The organism is Xanthobacter albus (assembly GCF_043194895.2).
In the GTDB taxonomy this organism is placed as follows: Bacteria; Pseudomonadota; Alphaproteobacteria; order Rhizobiales; family Xanthobacteraceae; genus Xanthobacter.
Genome location: NZ_CM195532.1, coordinates 1,834,408 through 1,849,460, shown reverse-complemented (window position 1 = coordinate 1,849,460; position 15,053 = coordinate 1,834,408). Strand labels below are relative to the sequence as shown.

Genomic DNA, 15,053 nt, shown 5'->3' with positions numbered 1-15,053 from the left:
TGCGCGTGATGAATTGCCGGGAGGGTTTCCCGTTTCACGAAATCGGGGAAACCCTCTCAGCTCTCGCGTTGACGCGTTCTCTTCATGCGAACCGGTTTCCACTTCGCTTGAAAACGCTCTATTGCGGCCCCGCTCCGCACACAAGCCCCGCCTGGGCCCGGGCAGAGGGCGCTTCATGCGGGCCCGGCCGGGCGCTATAGGTGGCGCACGCGGCCAAGGTCCTTCGCGAGGAACGCCCATGCTTGCCCATGTCGCCTATCCCCATGTCCAGCTCCACATCGACGGCGTGTGGCGCGATGCCGAGGGGGGACGCCGCATCGCGGTGGTGAACCCCGCCACGGAGGAGGAGATCGGCACCGTCGCCCACGCCTCCCGCGCCGATCTCGACGCGGCGCTGGAGGCCGCCGGGCGCGGCTTCGCGCTGTGGCGGAACGTCTCCGCCTTCGACCGCTCCAAGCTCATGCGGCGGGCGGCGGAGCTGCTGCGCGAGCGCGCCGGCGCCATCGCCCGGCTGATGACGGCGGAGCAGGGCAAGCCCCTGAACGAAGCGCGCGGCGAGACCCTGGCCGCCGCCGACGTGATCGAGTGGTTCGCGGAGGAAGGGCGCCGCGCCTACGGCCGCGTCATTCCCGCCCGCGCGCCGGGGGTGTACCAGCTCGTCGTGAAGGAGCCGGTGGGGCCGGTGGCGGCCTTCACCCCCTGGAACTTCCCCATCAACCAGGTGGTGCGCAAGCTGTGCGGCGCGCTGGCGGCCGGCTGCTCCATCATCGTGAAGGCGCCGGAAGAGACCCCCGCCTCCCCGGCCGAGCTGATCCGCGCGTTCGTGGATGCCGGCGTGCCGGCGGGCGTCATCGGCCTCGTCTATGGCGTGCCGGCGGAGATCAGCGAACATCTCATCCCGCACCCGCTCATCCGCAAGGTCACGTTCACCGGCTCCACGCCGGTGGGCAAGCAGCTCGCGGCCCTTGCCGGCGCGCACATGAAGCGCGTGACCATGGAGCTCGGCGGCCACTCCCCCGTCATCGTGTTCGAGGACGCCGACGTCGCGGCGGCGGCGCGGCAGATCGCGGCGGCGAAGTTCCGCAATGCCGGGCAGGTGTGCGTTTCCCCCACGCGCTACCTGGTGCAGGAGAAGGTCTACGAGGAATTCGTGGAGGCCTTCGTGGCGGTGGCCAGGGGCGTGAAGGTGGGCGACGGCTTCGATCCCGACACCACCATGGGGCCGCTCGCCAACGCACGGCGCATTCCCGCCCTGGAAGCGCTCATCGCCGACGCCCGCCAGAAGGGCGCCGAGGTGGTGACCGGCGGCGCGCGCATCGGCAACAAGGGCTATTTCTTCGAGCCCACCGTCGTCACCGGCGTCACCCGCGACATGCGCATGATGAACGAGGAGCCCTTCGGCCCCCTCGCCATGATGCTGCCCTTCCACGATTTCGACGAGGCTGTCGCGGAAGCGAACCGCCTGCCCTACGGCCTCGCCTCCTACGCCTACACGCGCTCCGCCAAGACCGCCAACGCGGTGGCGGGCGCGGTGGAGGCGGGCATGATGACCATCAACCACCTGGGCCTCGCTTTGCCGGAGGTGCCGTTCGGCGGCATCAAGGATTCCGGCTACGGCTCCGAGGGCGGATCGGAGGCCATCGAGGCCTATCTCAACCCCAAGTTCATCTCTCAGGCGGGCATCTGAGACCAAAGGCCCATGAGTTTCGCTCATGGGCCTTTGGTTCAGCCCGCGCGGCACTTGAGCGGACCCGCTTGGCCCCGGTCGAAGACCGGAGCCGATGGCATGAGAGCGGGGGCAAACGAAAGCGGCGGCCCGAAGGCCGCCGCTTGAAGGATGGACCGCGCCCTTCCCCGCCTGGGGGAAGAGCCCTGCCGCGCCGGATCAGGCGCGCTCGTCCAGCGGATGGGTGCGCAGGCGCATGGGATCGTAGAACGGCGTGCGCACCACATTGGCCTCGAAGGCCTCGTCCCCGTCCTGCACGGTGAGCGCGGTGCCGAGCGCGGTGAAGCCCGGCTTCAGCGAGACCAGCGCCAGCGACTTCATGAGATGCCGGCTGTAGGTGACCGAGTTCACCACGCCCACCTCGGCGCCGTCCTTGAAGATCTTGGAGCCGGGGGTCGCCGCCTTGGCGGAGAGCACCTCGATGCCGGCCTGGTGGGTGCGCTCGGTGCCCTTGCGCTTGATGAGCGCCTCCTTGCCCCGGAACGACGGCTTGGAGAGGTCCACCGACCAGTCCATGAGCACTTCCCACGGGGTGGTGTCCTTGTGCGGCATGTCGAAGGGGAAGAACAGCAGGGCGCCTTCCACGCGCACGATGTCGAGGCAGTCCCAGGACACCGGCATCACGCCCAGCGGCTTGCCCGCCTCCAGGATCTTGTCCCACAGCGCGACAGCGTCCTTGGCGGCACAGAACACCTCATAGCCGCGCTCGGCCGAGTAGCCGCCGCGGGCGATGGAGACCGGCACGCCGAACAGGGTGGTCTTGCCGTGCCCGAAATAGGGCAGCGCCTTCAGGTCCATGGGGGTATGGGGCGCGAGGATGTCGAGCGCCTTGGGGCCCTGGAGCGAGAGGATGTGGACATCGTCGTCCCGCTGGAAGGAGACATCGAAGCCCTTCGCCACCACCGGCAGCGCTTCCTCCAGCGCGCCGCCGCCGTGGGAGAGGCGGAAGGTCTCGGGGCCGTCCACATAGACCAGCACGTCGTCGATAAGGCCGCCGGTCTCGTCCACCAGCGAGGCGATCATGGAGCGACCGGCCGGCACCTTGGAGATGTCGGCGGTGACCAGCTCATTGAGGAAGGCGAGGGCATCCTTGCCGCTCACGTTGACCATCTTGAGGGCGGAAACGTCGATGAGGCCGGCCGTGTAGCGGACCGTCCCGGTCTCCTCGTAGGGGCAGGTGGCATAGTGCTGGGGAATCGCCATGTTGTTCCACGATTCCTCGAGCTTCGAGCCGAGCTCGCGGTGACGCCCGTTGAGAACAGATTGGCGCCAAACGGTTTCAGTCATCCTCATCCCCTCTTGCACGTTCTCGGCGGCCATCGGCCTGCTGCGTGGTCACGGACGGTGGGCGGCTGCGGAACGGTGCGCGCAGGCCCCCGCCTGTGGCGCGCATCCTGAAAGGGCACCAATTTTCTGTCAATTACTTTTCTTGATAAGAAAATTATTGCGGCTTTTGCCTGAAATCCGGCACCGGCATGTCCAGGTTCTGCATCATCCGGCAGGAATGCTGCCCAAAAAATAATCGAAATATGCATAATCAATGGGCTTGCGCCATCCGCAATCGATGGCAGTGTGTTTCCGAAGTATCAAAAAAGTTCACTGAGGGGAACATAAGAAACGGAAGCTTCCGCGAGCCGCCCTCCCAGGCGGTGAAGGACGCTTCGCATCATGCCCGGCCTGCCCATGGGCGGCACCGGGCATCCGAGCCTGGCCTCGGCCCCTTGCGGTGCCTGCCTTCCGTGGCGCCGCGGGGGTGGGCCCTTCCCGCATCCGTTGTCGGGAAGGGCCTTCGCCCGCCCCCGCCGGGGCGGGCGCCTCACGCGCCCGGATCGCGCGCCGCCGGCAACGGGCGGCGCCGCGAACGGGCCATCGCCGCCCTGTGGCGGCCACCTGCCCTGCGTGCCGCCGCAGGGGCGCCGATGTGCGGGCTTCGCAGCGCCCGCAAGGCAAGAGCAAGGCCCGCGAGCGCGGCTCATCGGCCCTTGGCCAAGCCGGCGCGGTGTTTGAGCGAAACTTGACTGGTGCCGGTCGATGGCCGGGGCCGATGGTCTGAAATTGGGGGTGTGATGGACGCGTCTCTTCTGCCCGTGGCCAGTGTCGGCGTGCCCCCGCGGCCGCGTACGGGTGCGCGTTTCGTGGTGCGTGGCGGCGGCTGCGGCGTGGTGCAGCTCCATGCCGGCGACGCCGTCACCATCTCCGATCCCGAAGGGCTGCAGGCGGCGTTGGTGTTCGCCATCGACGCCGCCGGCCGCCCGGCCCCCGGCGCCCTGGGCCTCGAGGCCGGCGCGGGCGAGAGCCTCGCGGCCGTGATCGCGGCGGGCGGCGAGGGCGCGGACGACGTGGCCCGCCTGCTCGCGGCGCGCGGCGTGGATGCCGCCGCGCAGAAGGCGGTGACCGTGCTCGCCGCCCATGAGGCCCCCGGCGCCGGTATCACCCTCACCAGCGCCACCGACCTCACGGTGGTGGTGGCCGCCCCCGGCGGCGCCATGGCGCCCGACGAGCAGGCCCCGCCCACCGAGATCGAGGTGGGCATCACCCGCATGCCCGGCGCCGAGCCCCCCCTTCCCCCGCCCCTCGGCCCGGTGAAGCTGGACCTGCGCGTGCCGGCGGCCGAGGCGCGCGCCTACCACGTGAAGGCGGGCGACTACATCCAGATCATCGATGTCTCCGGCCGCCAGTGCTCGGACTTCCTGGCGTTCGACGCCGCCGCGCTGGCCCAGGGGCAGGAATTCGGCCTCGACGGCACCACCACCCGCACGCTGATGGGCGCCGCCTATCCGGGGCCGGGCCTTCACTCCAAGTATTTCGACGAGCGGCAGGTCGCCCTGGTGGAGACCATCCGCGACACGGTGGGCCGCCACGACACCTTCGCCCTTGCCTGCTCGGCCAAGTATTACGACGACATGGGCTATCCGGGCCACGCCAACTGCTCGGACAACTTCAACGCCGTGCTGGAGCCCCACGGCATCCGCCCCAAGCGCGGCTGGCCGGCCATCAATTTCTTCTTCAACACGGGCGTGGACCACACCAACGCCATCACGATGGACGAGCCGTGGTCCCGGCCGGGGGACTATGTGCTGCTGCGCGCGCTCACCGACCTCGTGTGCGCCTCCTCCTCCTGCGCCGACGACATCGATTCCGCCAATGGCTGGGAGCCCACCGACATCCACGTGCGCGTCTATGACGGCGCCGAGAACTTCTCCAAGGGAATTGCCTTCCGCATGAACGCCGAAGCCGAGCCGCGCCTGACGCGCGAAAGCGCCTTCCATCCGCGCATCGCCGAGAAGACCCGCAACTTCGTGGAATATCGCGGCTTCTGGCTGCCCACCTGCTTCACCGGCGAAGGGCCCATCGCCGAATACTGGGCCTGCCGCGAGAAGGCGGCGATCATGGACCTCACGCCCCTGCGCAAGTTCGAGGTGACGGGGCCGGACGCGGAAGTGCTGCTCCAGCGCACAGTGACGCGCGACATCCGCAAGCTCACGGTGGGTCAGGTGGTCTACACCGCTCTGTGCTACGAGCACGGCGGCATGATCGACGATGCCACGGTGTTCCGCCTCGGCCCGGCCAACTTCCGCGTGGTGTGCGGCGAGGAATTCACCGGCAAGTGGCTGCGCGACAAGGCCGCCGAATGGGGCCTGAAGGCGTGGGTGAAGTCCTCCACCGACCAGCTCCACAACATCGCCGTGCAGGGCCCGCTCTCGCGCGAGATCCTGTCCGAGGTGATGTGGACCGCGCCCACCCAGCCCACCATGGCGGAGCTGAAATGGTTCCGCTTCGCGGTGGCGCGCCTCGGCGGCCCCATGGGCGCGCCGCTGGTGGTCTCGCGCACCGGCTACACCGGCGAGCTCGGCTATGAGATCTGGTGCCACCCCAAGGATGCCGCCGCCCTGTGGGATGCGGTGTGGGCGGCCGGCGCGCCGAAGGGCATGAAGCCGCTCGGCCTTTCCGCCCTCGACATGCTGCGCGTCGAGGCCGGGCTCGTGTTCGCCGGCTACGACTTCTGCGACCAGACCGACCCGTTCGAGGCCGGCATCGGCTTCGCGGTGGCGAACAAGGACGAGGACTTCGTGGGCCGCGAGGCGCTGGCGCGCCGCAAGGCCAATCCGGCACGCAAGATGGTGGGCCTCATCGTCGAGTCGAACGAGGACGTGGGCCATGGCGACCCGCTCTACGTGGGCCGCGCCCAGGTGGGCGTCGTCACCAGCGCCACCAAGTCGCCGATCCTGAAGGCGAACATCGCGCTCGCGCGGGTGGACGTGGCGGAGGCCGAGATGGGCAAGGCGCTGGAGATCGGCAAGCTGGACGGACAGCAGAAGCGCATTCCCGCGCGCATCGTGCCCTTCCCCCATTTCGACCCGCAGAAGACACGCGTGCGCGCCTGAAGCGCCCGCGCAAGACCAGCGCCATCCCGGCGGCGCGATGAAATGTGGAACGAAACCCGCGCGACCCCGCGTCGCGCGGGTTTTTTGCATTCCTGCAACCCTGTGAAATATTGATGCCTGAAACATCTTGGTCAGAATCGCTGACCAAGATGGTGCGCGCGAACTGCACTTTTTGCCTTCGAAATAGGCTCCGCCTGAGCAAAAAATCACCTAGACCTTACTTAGGGTCAGACGTATATCTTCATTGACAATAATTTTTCGTATGGAGAAACTCCCCTCCACAAAGAGGGGATAAACCATGAGCATTGCAGCGCTTAAGGACGCAGCAGCCGCCCCGGAAGCGGGCGAGCTCCAGCGCAAGATCAGTTGGACCGGTGCATTCTGGATCGCCAGCGGCGTTCCGGCGCTGGTCCTGTTCTCCATCGGCGCCATCGGCGCCACGGTCGGCGCGCCCGCCTGGGTGGTGTGGATCGTCTCCATCCTGTTCGGCTTCATCCAGGCCTTCACCTATGCCGAGATCGCCGGCCTGTTCCCGCACAAGTCGGGCGGCGCCTCGGTCTACGGCGCCATCGCCTGGGTGCGCTACGGCAAGCTGCTGGCGCCGTTCTCGGTGTGGTGCAACTGGCTCGCCTGGTCGCCGGTGCTCTCCATCGGCTCGGGCCTCGCCGCGGGCTACGTGCTCTCCATCCTGTTCCCGGCGGATTCCGCCATCAACACCTGGTCGCTCACCCTCGTGAACCTCGAGTGGCTGAAGACCGGCCTTTCGCTGCGCATCAACGCCACCTTCGTCATCGGCGCCGCGCTGCTGCTCGTGGCCTTCGCCATCCAGCACCGGGGCATCAGCCAGACCGCCCGCGTGCAGGTGATCCTGGGGGTCGCGGCGCTGCTTCCGCTGATCCTCATCGGCCTCGTGCCGCTCGTCACCGGCGACGTGCTCGCCTCGAACCTCGGGCCGTTCGCGCCGCTGGCGAAGGACGAGGCGGGGCGCGTGATCGCCGGCTCGTGGAACATGGCGGGCGTGACGCTGATGGCCGGCGGCCTCTTCATCGCCGCATGGTCCACCTACGGCTTCGAGACCGCCGTGTGCTACACGCGCGAATTCAAGAATCCGGCCACCGATACCTTCAAGGCCATCCTCTATTCCGGCCTGCTCTGCATCTTCGTGTTCACGCTGGTGCCGATCGCCTTCCAGGGTGTGCTGGGCCTCGGCCAGATGGTGACGCCGGCGGTGCTGGACGCCCAGGGCAGCGTGGTGACGCCCGCCGTCTACGACGGCATCCTTTCCGCCGACATCTATTCGGGCATGGGCGTGGCGAGCGCCATGGCCGGCATGCTCAAGGGCGGCCCGCTGGTGCACAACATCATCGTGGTGATGCTGATCTTCGCCCTCATGCTGGCGATCATCACCTCCATGGCCGGCTCCTCGCGCACGCTCTACCAGGCGTCCGTGGACGGCTGGCTGCCCAAGTACCTCTCCCACGTGAACGAGAACGGCGCGCCCACCCGCGCCATGTGGACGGACCTCGGCTTCAACCTCATCCTGCTGATGATGTCCGACTACGTGTTCGTGCTCGCCATCTCGAACTGCTGCTACATCCTGTTCAACTTCCTCAACCTCAACGCGGCCTGGATCCACCGCATCGACCGGCCGGGCTGGGAGCGTCCGTTCAAGGCGCCCACCTGGCTGCTCGGCGGCGGCGCCGTCCTGTCCTTCGTGAACATGGCCCTGCTCGGCATGGGCGCGGACATCTGGGGCGCGGGCACGCTGGTGACGGGCCTCGTGTGCGCCGCCCTCATCCTGCCGGTGTTCATCTATCGCCACTACGTGACCGACAAGGGCCAGTTCCCGGCGGCCATGCTCGAAGACATGCACCTGAAGGCCGAGGAAGGTGCCGGAACCCGCGCCGGGCTGCTGCCCTACCTGGCGCTCCTCCTGGGCGCGGTGGTCGTCATCGTCGCCCATTCCATCGCGGTGTACTGAACGGAAACGAGATGAGCGACCAAGGGATCAAGAGCAAACCGGCCTACGGCAGGATCGCGGGCGACAAGGCCGCCCGCTATCAGCTGCTGCTGGTCGAGGGGGCGGACATTCCGGCCGAGGCGCTGGCGGAGGGGGTCAACCCCTCCGCCTTCGAGACCTGGACGGTGGCGCGTGCGAGCGCGCTGCCGGCGGCGCCCATCATGGACGAGGCGCCGGGCGCGGTGCGCCCGTTCCGCTCCGCCCGGCACCTCATGTCAGCGCTGGAGGAGCGGCTCGACCGCGAGACCATGGGCCTGCGCGTCTACGCCATCGGCACCGAGCCGTTCCTGTGGGACGCCTTCAACATCGCGGCGGCCGCCGGCCTGTCCGGGCAGGAGACGCAGTTCGCCCACGTGGGGCCGAAGGCGCGGCGCGTCTACTGCGTCCATTGCCGAACCATGTCGGAGGGCGTCACCACCTCCATCTTCGCCTGCGAGGGCTGCGGCGCCCCGCTGTTCGTGCGCGACCATTTCTCCAAGCGCCTCGCCGCCTACATGGGCGTGCAGGTGGACGCCGAGGCCCCCGGCGAGGTGCCCGCAGCCGAGGAGCTCTACAAATGACCGGCCCCGCGACCCTCTCCGTGCGCGTGCGCGAGATCACCGAGCTCGCCCCCACCCTCAAGCGCTTCGCCTTCGAGCTCGCCCATGGCGGCGAGTTTCCCACCGCCCCGGCGGGCGGGCACGTGATGCTCACCCTGCGCGACGGCGGCAAGGTGATGAAGAACGCCTATTCGCTGGTTTCCGCCCCCGGCCAGCGGGCACGCTACGAGATCATCGTGCGCAAGGTGGCCCAGTCGCGGGGCGGCTCCGCCTTCCTGCACGCGAAGGTTTCGCCCGGCGACGTGCTGGACATGGCCCTGCCCGCGAACCTGTTCTCGCTGGCCTCCAAGGCGAAGAAGCACCTGCTCATCGGCGGCGGCATCGGCATCACGCCCATGCTCTCCTTTCTGGCCGAGCTGAAGGCGCGCGGCGCCCGCTGCGAGATGCACCAGCTCTCCTCCGTGGACGAAGCGCCCGTGTTCGAGCGCCTGCTGTCGCCGTTCAAGGATGATGCCGCCGTGCACCTGCACACCGGCGGGCGCGCGACCTTCGATCTCGCCGGCCTGCTCTCGCGCCAGCCGCTCGGCACCCATGTCTACGTGTGCGGGCCGCACAGCCTGATGGATGCGGTGACCGCCACCGCGGCGGCGCTGGGCTGGCCCAAGGGCAAGGTGCACAAGGAGAGCTTCGGCGCCGCCAGCGGCGGCCTGCCGTTCAAGGCGCTGCTGAAGCGGTCCGGCATCGAGGTGGAGGTCAGGGAGAACGAGACCCTGCTCGAGGCCATCGAGGCGGCCGGCGTCGCCGCGCCGTGCCTGTGCCGGGGCGGTGCCTGCGGCGAGTGCGCCACCGCCGTGGAAGAGGGCGAGGTGGACCACCGCGACGACTTCCTCTCCGATGAAGAAAAGGCCGCCGGCAAGCTCATCATGCCCTGCGTGTCCCGCGCCCGGGGCCCGCGCCTCGTCCTTGATCTTTGAGCCGTGGAGGGGAAACGATGACCGTCCAGTTCAAGCCCGCCGAGACCTTCCGCGACACCTTCACCTACACGAAGTCTCCGGAAGACATCCTGCGCTTTCCGTTCCCGTTCCCCGAGGACGAGTACATGTACTCGGTGAACATCGAGCCACACGTGAAGGGCGGGCCTATCCCCGCCTTCCAGGCTGTGTTCGACATCGACGAGCACTACATCGCCGAATGCCGCGAGCGCGAGCGGGTGCTGAAGGAGGACCCCAAGCGCTGCCAGGTGCTGCCCCACATGGCGACCGCCGAGTGGGACACGCTGGAGCTCATCATGGAGAGCCTGGCGTCGGACTACCCCGAGCATTTCTCGCTCTCCAAGGCGGGCGACGTGTGGACCTGGGTGAACCGGCCGCTCGGCATCCACCAGACCTTCACCTTCGGCAAGGCCGAGACGCTGCCCTATGGGCCGTTCGAGTACATCACCCGGCAGGTGCAGGGGGACTTCACCCTCCAGGACCAGCGCGACGACATGCTCTATGTGGACGGCGGCATGGTCACCACCCAGGCCGACTGGTCGTTCGAGTTCGACATCGGCATGAGCTTCATGGAGTGGCACGGCCCGGTGCCGCTGGCGCACGAGAAGGGCGTGTTCGAGCGCGCGCTCAAGTACCTGCTGCGCCTGCAGTGCGGCCAGCCGGTGCGCCGCCTGAACTGGACCATGACCATCAACCCACGGCTCGACACCTCGCCGGAGAACTACCCGGTGTGGGGGCCGGACCGCACCACGGTCACGCCCGAGAACGTGGGCGGCAAGGCCCACCTGCGCGTGGAGCTGCAGACGCTCTACCGGCTGCCGCGCTCCAACGCCATCCTGTTCGGCATCCGCTGCTACCTCACCTCGGTGCAGGACATCGCGCGGGTTCCCAAGTGGCGGCGGCGCCTGCACCGTGTGCTGCGCGACCTGCACCCCGCGCTCGCCGAATACAAGGGCATGACGCGCTATCGCCAGATGGTCGTGGACTATCTCGCCCCCATGGACGACGGTGCGCCCACCACCAAGGGCATCGCCCCGGACACCGACAGGCTGGAGGGCTGAGCCGCCCGCCGCCGGGAAACAGGTCCGCGGCGCGGCTGGCGCGCCGCGGACCTCACGCAGGGGGCCCGTGCGCTTGACGCATGGGCCCAGCTCTCAGGCACTGCCCACGGGGCGCCGGGTCGAGCCCGCGCGATATTCGAGAGAAACCCGCGCCGCTTGCGCAAAGGACCGGGGCCGGTGGTGTTAGGCCCGTTCCAGCGTCACATAGGTGAAGGCGGCATCGTCCTTGGGGCCGCGCTGGGGGCCTTCGCGCAGGACCTCGCGCCATTGCGTGCGGTCGAAGGCCGGGAAGTCCACATCGCCCTCAGGGCGCGCGTGCACCTCGGTGAGGTGCAGCACGCGGGCGAGGGGCATCGCGTCGGCGAACACGCGCCGCCCGCCGATCACCATGGCCTCATGCGCGCCGAGCGCCCGTGCCGCCGCCGCCGCCGCCGTGAGCGCGGCGTCGAGGTCTGGCACCTTCACCACCCCTTCGGGCACGGTGAAGGCAGGGTCCGCGCTCAGCACCACGGAAACGCGCCCGGGCAGCGGCTTGCCGATGGATTCGTAGGTGCGCCGCCCCATGATGAGCGGCTTACCCCAGGTGAGGGCGCGGAAGCGCTTCAGGTCCGAGGAAAGGTGCCACGGCAGGCCGCCGGCGCGGCCGATGACGCCGTTCTCGGCCACCGCCACCACCAGTTCCAGCGGGATCGCAGGATCCATGCTCATGCGACAGGCGTTCCGATCTGCGAGAGCGCCGCCTCGGCCGCGGCGATGCCGGACAGGTGGGCGCCGTGGGCGGTGGAGAAGGCCGGCCCGCCCAACGCCTCGCCCGCGAAGAAGATGCGCTCGTCGATCCCCTCCGAGAGGGCCGCGCGCAGGTCGGCCGCTCCCGGCAGGGCGCAGGAATAGCCGCCGCCGATGAAGGGCTGCGCCGACCAGCGGGTGACGCGCACGCGCCGCACATGGCACTTGAGGCCGGGATCGAACGCCTTCGCCAGCGCCGAGGCCGCGAAATCCACCATCGCCCCCTCTCCGGCCTGCACCAGCGCGCCGGCGCCCGGCCCCGCCACATGCACCACCGCCGCCGGCACGCCGCCCGGATTGAGGATGGCCGATATGGCCAGCCCCTCGGCCCGCGCCTCGTCGAAGGCGTCGAGCCCAGTGCGCGGCGCCACGCCGAACACGTCCTTGTCGAACAGCAGCGCCACCTTCTCCGCGACGCCCAGCGGCAGCGCGGCGAATGCCTCGCCGAGCCGCGGCGGCAGCGCGGGGAAGAAGGAAAGCAGCCCCTGCGCCACCACCGCCGTGGACACAGCGACGACCACCGCGCGGCAGCGCAGCGTGCCCTGCCCGGTCTCCAGCAGGATGCGCGGGCCGGAATGGTCGATCCGCGTCACCGGGCAATCGAGGGTGACGGGCACATTGCGGCTGTGGGCGAGGATGAGGCTGCCGTAGCCGTCCAGCACCGGCCAATTGTCCGCGCTGTCGCGGTAGAGGCTGAAATCCAGGGTGGAGATCCGCTCCGGGGGAGCGGCGGACATGAGGCTGAGCCAGTGGCGCGCCAGGGGCTCCCAGCGGCCGAGGTCCGGCAGCACCTCGCTCGCCGCCACGTCCCGCCCCGCGCGGCCGATGGCCTGGACGGCCGCGAAGGCCGCCTCCACTGCCGCCTCGGCCTCGTCCACCTCGGCGGGGTCGGCGAAGCGGGTGCCGAGGTGCAGCATGCGCCGCGCGTTCCCGCCCGTGTCGTCGAAGGCGAAGCCCAGTTCGCGGGCGATGGGGACGAAGGGATTGGCCCGCGCGTCATGCAGCCAGTGGCAGCCGAGATCGAACGGCACGCCGAGGGTGTCCCGATCGGTGGCCGCACGGCCGCCGCGCACGGATGCGGCTTCGAGCACGCGGAAGTCGGCGCCCGCCTCGGCCAGCCGCACGCCGGCCGCAAGGCCCGCCGCGCCCGCCCCGATGACGGCCACATCGGTGTCGGAGGTCACGCGCGCACCCTCCTGAACGAGACTCCGCCTGAACGCGGCAAGAGGCTCACTTCTTGTTGCGGAAGACGTCGAGCTGCACCACCTGCGCACCACCCGCGGGGCGCTCGGCCGCCTCTTCCGCCGCTTCGTCGGCCTCGCTCCTGGCGCCGGCGAGCCCATTGGGCCCGGCGCTGGAGATCGCCGGCTCGGAGGCCGCACCGCGCGAAGGCTGCTTGAGCGCGGCCGGCGCGGGGACGGGCTTGAGAGCCGCGGGACGGGTCACCGCCTCGTCGCGGCTTTCGTCATCGGCCTCATCCTCGCCTTCGCCCTCGGGGGCGGCCAGCTCGAACTGGAGGCCGAACTTCACGGACGGATCGAAGAAACCCTTCAGCGCGGAGAAGGGAATGAGCAGCTTCTCGGGGATGCCGCCAAAGGACAGGCCCACCTCGAAGGTGGAATCGGAGACGGTGAGATCCCAGAACTGGTGCTGGAGAACGATGGTCATCTCCTCCGGATACTTCTCGCGCATGCGCTGGGACAGGCGAACGCCCGGCGCGCGGGTATCGAAGGAAATGTAGAAATGGTGGTCGCCCGGCAGGCCATCCTTGGCCACGTCGGAGAGCACGCGTCGCACGACGGAGCGCAGCGCTTCCTGGGCGAGGAGATCGTAGCGGATGTGATCGACCGACATGAGCCCGCGTGAGCCTTGTTCCCAGCCGGACCCAACCCTCCACCGCCTCCCAGAAAGGCGCCGCGTCAGATGCGGGGGCGTCGCGCGCGGGAGCGGTGATGCAACCTTCCCGCCGATCCGGCTGCGCCGGAGGGAAGTGGAGGCTTCTGTTGCCAGGTGCCTCCGAACCCCGCCTATCCAGAGCTACCCGGTAGGACTTTGATTTGGTCTTTCAAACCGCTCACGCGGCCTGAGCAACCGGAGCATAGTTGTCGTTGGCAACTATAAGTTTAGCCCGATAACGGTGGTACAATGCCGAGCGAAAGAAAGCCCTTTACACCCTCGTCGATCCTATTTCGCCCCCGCCGGAGCCCGCCTCTGTGAAGCTGCGGGCTTTGGTGGAGGCGCCGGGTACCGCCCCCGGGTCCGAATGGCTTATTACGACATCCATTTATCGCCATAGCCGGTTTGCACCGGCGCAACGAATATAAGCGGCCCCTCGCGCCCTGGAAAGGGGCACGCATCCAGAAAGTCTGGGAAACCCACCACTGGATACCGCCATCAATCCCGTGCCGGCCCGTCCGAAAGGGGGTGAAGATCTCGCACCATGCCTTTCAGGCGCTCGTCCAGCACATGGGTGTAGATCTGGGTTGTGGAAACATCCGCATGGCCGAGCAGCGTCTGCACCACGCGCAGGTCCGCGCCATGGGCGAGGAGGTGGCTGGCGAAGGCGTGCCGGAGCACATGGGGCGAGAGCTTCGCCGGGTCCAGGCCCGCCGCCAGCGCCAGGTCCTTCAGGTCCCGCGCCGCCTGCTGGCGCGTCACATGGCCGCTTTCGCCGAAGGAGGGGAAAAGCCAGCGTGCCTCCTCCAATCCGGCCGCCTTGCGGGCGCCGAGCCACGCCGCCATGGCCGCCTTGGCGGGCGCCGAGAGGGGGACGAGGCGCTCCTTGCGGCCCTTGCCGGTCACCATGATGGCATCGGCGCGGGTGCGCGCGGCCGAGGCCGGCAGGCTCACCAGCTCCGACACGCGCAGGCCGCTCGCATAGAACAGTTCCACGATGCAGGCGACGCGCAGGCGGCGCAGCGCCTCGCCCCGCGCCGCGGCGCCCTCGGCCGCCCCCTCTCCTTCCGCCGGGGCGGCGGCGCGGGCATGGGCGGTCTCGATCAGCCGCGTCACCTCCGCCACCGTGAGCACCTTGGGCAGCGGCCGGCCGCGCTTCGGCCCTTCCAGCACCGCCGCCGGATCGTCGCCGCGATGCCCCTCCGCGAACAGGAAACGATAGAACTGGCGCAGCGCCGAGAGCCGGCGCGCGATGGTGGTGCCCTTGAAGCCGCGCTTGTCGAGGTCCGCGAGATAGGCGCGGATGGCGTCGGTGGCCGCGCCGGCCGGGCTTTCGCCCCGCCCGGCGAGGAAAGCCGCGAAGTCGTCGAGGTCACGCCGGTAGGCCTCCAGCGTGTTCCGGCTCGCCCCGCGCTCCACCGCCTGCATGTCCAGGAACAGGGCGAGCGGGCCGGACGCGCTCATTTGCCGATCCGGTCCGGCGGCACGGTGAAGCTGATCTCCCGCGTCTTCGGCTCGACCCAGTTGGCGAGCGCCCATAGGGCGCCGTAGCCGAGCCCGACGAGAACGCACAGCACCACGATCAGACGGATGAGGGTAGGCACCGTCGGCTTCTCCCATGCCGGGCGAATCGCTGCGCGCCGGCCAT

At 69.2% G+C, this 15,053-nt stretch carries 12 protein-coding genes and 1 other RNA gene; 6 read left to right on the top strand and 7 right to left on the bottom strand.

From position 1 onward, the window contains the following. Positions 1-238 precede the first annotated feature (238 nt). Positions 239-1,687, top strand: coding sequence for an NAD-dependent succinate-semialdehyde dehydrogenase (locus V5F75_RS08230; protein WP_394034852.1), 1,449 nt, complete (start codon positions 239-241; stop codon positions 1,685-1,687). A gap of 198 nt (positions 1,688-1,885) precedes the next feature. Here V5F75_RS08230 and V5F75_RS08225 read toward each other — a convergent pair whose 3' ends face one another. Further along, complete coding sequence (locus V5F75_RS08225) at positions 1,886-3,013, bottom strand: aminomethyl transferase family protein (protein WP_394034853.1); 1,128 nt, start codon at positions 3,011-3,013, stop codon at positions 1,886-1,888. A gap of 779 nt (positions 3,014-3,792) precedes the next feature. Between V5F75_RS08225 and V5F75_RS08220 the strand changes: the two genes are divergently transcribed. The 5 genes from V5F75_RS08220 (at position 3,793) to V5F75_RS08200 (ending at position 10,723) form a co-directional block, all read left to right on the top strand. Next, complete coding sequence (locus V5F75_RS08220) at positions 3,793-6,111, top strand: trimethylamine N-oxide demethylase (protein WP_394034854.1); 2,319 nt, start codon at positions 3,793-3,795, stop codon at positions 6,109-6,111. 298 nt (positions 6,112-6,409) lie between these two features. Further along, on the top strand, positions 6,410-8,092 hold the full coding sequence (locus tag V5F75_RS08215) for an APC family permease (protein ID WP_394034855.1): 1,683 nt from the start codon (positions 6,410-6,412) through the stop codon (positions 8,090-8,092). Positions 8,093-8,103: 11 nt separating this feature from the next. Then, the gene (locus V5F75_RS08210; protein WP_394034856.1) at positions 8,104-8,691 is read left to right on the top strand and encodes a dimethylamine monooxygenase subunit DmmA family protein; all 588 of its coding nucleotides are present in this window, start codon (positions 8,104-8,106) and stop codon (positions 8,689-8,691) included. Next, on the top strand, positions 8,688-9,644 hold the full coding sequence (locus tag V5F75_RS08205) for a PDR/VanB family oxidoreductase (protein ID WP_394034857.1): 957 nt from the start codon (positions 8,688-8,690) through the stop codon (positions 9,642-9,644). Before V5F75_RS08210 ends, V5F75_RS08205 begins: the two co-directional genes overlap by 4 nt. Positions 9,645-9,661: 17 nt before the next feature. After that, a complete protein-coding gene (locus V5F75_RS08200) occupies positions 9,662-10,723 on the top strand; it encodes a heme-dependent oxidative N-demethylase family protein (protein WP_394034858.1) in 1,062 nt (353 codons plus the stop codon). Between the two features lie 183 nt (positions 10,724-10,906). On the opposite strand, the gene V5F75_RS08195 is transcribed toward V5F75_RS08200, so the two are convergent. From V5F75_RS08195 to V5F75_RS08170, 6 genes are all read right to left on the bottom strand, one after another. After that, positions 10,907-11,431, bottom strand: a complete 525-nt coding sequence (locus V5F75_RS08195; RefSeq protein ID WP_394034859.1) for a dihydrofolate reductase — start codon at positions 11,429-11,431, stop codon at positions 10,907-10,909. Further along, entirely contained in the window at positions 11,428-12,693 is a 1,266-nt protein-coding gene (locus tag V5F75_RS08190) for a flavin monoamine oxidase family protein (protein WP_394034860.1), read from the bottom strand. The genes V5F75_RS08195 and V5F75_RS08190 overlap by 4 nt, the downstream gene beginning before the upstream one ends. A 46-nt stretch (positions 12,694-12,739) precedes the next feature. Then, a complete protein-coding gene (locus V5F75_RS08185; protein ID WP_394034861.1) occupies positions 12,740-13,363 on the bottom strand; it encodes an SspB family protein in 624 nt (207 codons plus the stop codon). A gap of 135 nt (positions 13,364-13,498) precedes the next feature. Then, positions 13,499-13,859, bottom strand: a transfer-messenger RNA (tmRNA) gene (gene ssrA / locus V5F75_RS08180). Positions 13,860-13,903: 44 nt separating this feature from the next. Next, the gene (locus V5F75_RS08175; RefSeq protein ID WP_394034862.1) at positions 13,904-14,869 is read right to left on the bottom strand and encodes a site-specific tyrosine recombinase XerD; all 966 of its coding nucleotides are present in this window, start codon (positions 14,867-14,869) and stop codon (positions 13,904-13,906) included. Next, the gene (locus V5F75_RS08170; RefSeq protein ID WP_393988947.1) at positions 14,866-15,009 is read right to left on the bottom strand and encodes a hypothetical protein; all 144 of its coding nucleotides are present in this window, start codon (positions 15,007-15,009) and stop codon (positions 14,866-14,868) included. The genes V5F75_RS08175 and V5F75_RS08170 overlap by 4 nt, the downstream gene beginning before the upstream one ends. Between the last annotated feature and the right edge of the window lie 44 nt (positions 15,010-15,053).

Coding starts and splice junctions, on each gene's coding strand:
- V5F75_RS08230 (WP_394034852.1), top strand. CDS start 239: ATGCTTGCCCATGTCGCCTATCCCCATGTCCAGCTCCACATCGACGGC.
- V5F75_RS08225 (WP_394034853.1), bottom strand. CDS start 3,013: ATGACTGAAACCGTTTGGCGCCAATCTGTTCTCAACGGGCGTCACCGC.
- V5F75_RS08220 (WP_394034854.1), top strand. CDS start 3,793: ATGGACGCGTCTCTTCTGCCCGTGGCCAGTGTCGGCGTGCCCCCGCGG.
- V5F75_RS08215 (WP_394034855.1), top strand. CDS start 6,410: ATGAGCATTGCAGCGCTTAAGGACGCAGCAGCCGCCCCGGAAGCGGGC.
- V5F75_RS08210 (WP_394034856.1), top strand. CDS start 8,104: ATGAGCGACCAAGGGATCAAGAGCAAACCGGCCTACGGCAGGATCGCG.
- V5F75_RS08205 (WP_394034857.1), top strand. CDS start 8,688: ATGACCGGCCCCGCGACCCTCTCCGTGCGCGTGCGCGAGATCACCGAG.
- V5F75_RS08200 (WP_394034858.1), top strand. CDS start 9,662: ATGACCGTCCAGTTCAAGCCCGCCGAGACCTTCCGCGACACCTTCACC.
- V5F75_RS08195 (WP_394034859.1), bottom strand. CDS start 11,431: ATGAGCATGGATCCTGCGATCCCGCTGGAACTGGTGGTGGCGGTGGCC.
- V5F75_RS08185 (WP_394034861.1), bottom strand. CDS start 13,363: ATGTCGGTCGATCACATCCGCTACGATCTCCTCGCCCAGGAAGCGCTG.
- V5F75_RS08175 (WP_394034862.1), bottom strand. CDS start 14,869: ATGAGCGCGTCCGGCCCGCTCGCCCTGTTCCTGGACATGCAGGCGGTG.